Below are 2,692 nucleotides of genomic sequence, written 5' to 3' on the forward strand. Positions count from 1 at the left end.
GATTGGCCGCCTTCGACGCGCCTCATTCCGCCGACAGTGGCGACGAACGTCACGTGGTCGGCACCGAATTCGAGGTAGACGGCGTTCTCGTTGCCCATCGGTTCGACCACGTCGACGGCAGTCTGGTAGGTGTGGTCGCCGTCGGCGTCCGAGACGAGTTCCACGTCTTCGGGTCGGACGCCGAGTGTCACGCGGTCACTCTCCGCCACTGCCGCCTGCGACTCCGCCGAGAGACTGTACGAGAACGCGTCGGTGACGAGGGTGTCACCGCGCACGTCCATCTCGAAGAAGTTCATCGACGGTTCGCCGATGAATCCCGCGACGAAACGGTTGGCAGGGCGGTGGTACGCTTCTAGCGGGGTCGCAACCTGCTGGAGTTCGCCGTCGTCGAGGATGGCGATGCGGTCGCCCATCGTCATCGCTTCCGTCTGGTCGTGCGTGACGTAGACGGTGGTGACCCCGAGTTCTTCTTGCAGTCGCTGGAGTTCCGTCCGCATCTGCGAGCGGAGTTTGGCGTCGAGGTTCGACAGCGGTTCGTCCATCAAGAAGACTTCCGGGTCGCGGACGATAGCGCGTCCGAGGGCGACACGCTGTCGTTGACCGCCGGAGAGTTCTCCGGGTTTGCGGTCGAGCAAGTCGCCGATACCGAGCATCTCGGCGGTCTCTTCGACGACGCTGTCGATGGCGTCGTCGACCATGTCGGTCGACTCTTCGAGGCCGAACCGCATGTTGCCGCGGACGGTCATATGCGGGTAGAGCGCGTACGACTGGAACACCATCGCGATGTCCCTGTCTCGGGGCGGACGGTTGTCCATCCGGTCGTCACCGAGGCGAATCTGGCCTTCGGAGACGGTCTCTAAGCCGGCAATCATCCGGAGTGTCGTCGATTTTCCGCACCCCGAGGGACCGACGAGGACGAGGAACTCCCCGTCGTCGATGGTCACGGAGGCGTCGTCGACGGCGACGACTTTGTCACCGCCGTCGTCGAAGAACTTCGATACGTGGTCGAGTGTGAGTTCAGCCATTGTGTGTGGGTGTCGTGGTGGTCGAAAGCGATGCAGTGGTGGATTCGGTCGTGGGCGAGACGATGCTGAGACCGACGCTCTGGGTGGTCATGTGCCGCCAGCGACCCCCTTTGCGAACTTGTCTCCGAAGAGGACGTAGACGAGCAACGTCGGCAGGGCGGCGACGAACGCACCGGCCATCTGCGTGTTGAACGTCTGGATGATTCCACCAGTCAGTTCGTTGAGCGCGATGGTCGCCACCGCTGCGGGGCCGGACCCCGACGGGATGATGACCAGCGCGAACAGCAGGTCGTTCCAAATCTGCGTGAACTGGTAGATGAGCGTCACCGCGAACATCGGCGTCGAAAGCGGGAGCACGATACGGCGGTAGACCGTGAACGCACTCGCGCCGTCGAGGCGGGCGGCCTCCAGCATCTCCGTCGAGAGTTTCTTGTAGTAACTCCGGAACAGGAGCGTCGTGATGGGGATGCCGTACGCCGCGTGAGTGATGATGAGGTTGATGATACTCGCGTAGTGCGGGTGGGTCGCCAGTTCCACCGTCCCGAGGACGGGCACCTGCACCGAGAACAGCGTGACGTCGAGGAGTGGCGCGAGCAACTCCTTCGTGTTCACGATGGCCCACAGACGCGACAGCGGAATCAACACGGCCTGGTACGGGATGAAGATACCCGCGATGAACAGCGTGACGACGCCGAGTTGGCCGCGCCATTCGAAGTTCGTGAGGCCGTAGGCGGCGAAACTCCCGAGGAGTGCCGAGAGAATCGTCGCAGGGACGGCCAGCATGATGCTGTTCAGGATGGCCGACGAGAGCGTGTCGAGGGCGACGCCGAACGGTTCGAGGGTGAATCCATCGACTGTCGGCGGCGCGAACGGCGGCGACGTGGCGAACTCAGCTTCCGTCTTCAGCGCCGTCATCAGGCCGGATTCCAGCGGTGAGAGGTAGAAACCGACGAGTCCGACCAGCACCGCGTAGAGGACGACCCGAACCGGGTCGACGTCCTCGAACTCGACGCCGACTCGGTCGGCGATGTCGTCGCGGACGCTCATAGTTCACCCCGGCGGTATTCGCCGTAGAGATATGGTGCGACGACGGCGAGTGCGACGAGGAACAAGACGACGGCGATAGCCGACCCGTAGGCCCACTCGTTCGCCGCGAACGCCTGTCGGTACATCATCGTCGAGAGGATGTCTGCCGTCGGTCCGGGGTTGTTCCCGAACATGACGTACAGGAAGTCGAACGCCTTGAGCGCGAACACCATCAGGACGACGGCGGCGCTCACCGTCGAGGCGCGGAGTTGCGGCAGGATGACGCGCCAGTACATCCGAATCGTGGACGCGCCGTCGACGCGGGCCGCCTCGTACTGGTCGTTCGGAATCGCGCGGAGACCCGCGAGGTAGACGACCATCGCGTACCCGCTGAACTGCCACAGGAGCGCGAAGATGACGGCGAAGAGTTTGAACTGAAGCACCTCGGGGACGAGCGGAAGCGACCCGAGGACGCCGAGGTCGACACCGCCCGAGAGCCACTTCGACGCGAGGAAGTCCAGACCGAGGCCGCGCAGGACGACGTTGATGACGCCCGAGTCGAAGTTGTACATCCACCGCCAGAACACCGCCGTCACGACGAACGAGAGGCTGAATGGCAGCAGGTAGATGGTTCGGAACCA

3 protein-coding genes are annotated in these 2,692 nt (G+C 63.6%); all 3 read right to left on the reverse strand.

Annotated elements, in window-relative coordinates:
* On the reverse strand, positions 1-1,025 hold a 1,025-nt coding region (locus AUR66_RS09685; RefSeq protein WP_058572235.1), incomplete at its 3' end, for an ABC transporter ATP-binding protein.
* 87 nt (positions 1,026-1,112) lie between these two features.
* Positions 1,113-2,072, reverse strand: a complete 960-nt coding sequence (locus AUR66_RS09690) for a carbohydrate ABC transporter permease (RefSeq protein ID WP_058572236.1) — start codon at positions 2,070-2,072, stop codon at positions 1,113-1,115.
* Positions 2,069-2,692: carbohydrate ABC transporter permease (locus tag AUR66_RS09695; RefSeq protein WP_157533050.1), on the reverse strand; the 624-nt coding region annotated here is incomplete at its 5' end. The genes AUR66_RS09690 and AUR66_RS09695, both read right to left, overlap by 4 nt.

Origin of the sequence: Haloferax profundi (assembly GCF_001469865.1) — an archaeon.
In the GTDB taxonomy this organism is placed as follows: domain Archaea; phylum Halobacteriota; class Halobacteria; order Halobacteriales; family Haloferacaceae; genus Haloferax; species Haloferax profundi.

Bases quoted from the DNA above. Each gene is read 5' to 3' on its own strand.
- AUR66_RS09690 (WP_058572236.1), bottom strand. From the start codon at position 2,072: ATGAGCGTCCGCGACGACATCGCCGACCGAGTCGGCGTCGAGTTCGAG.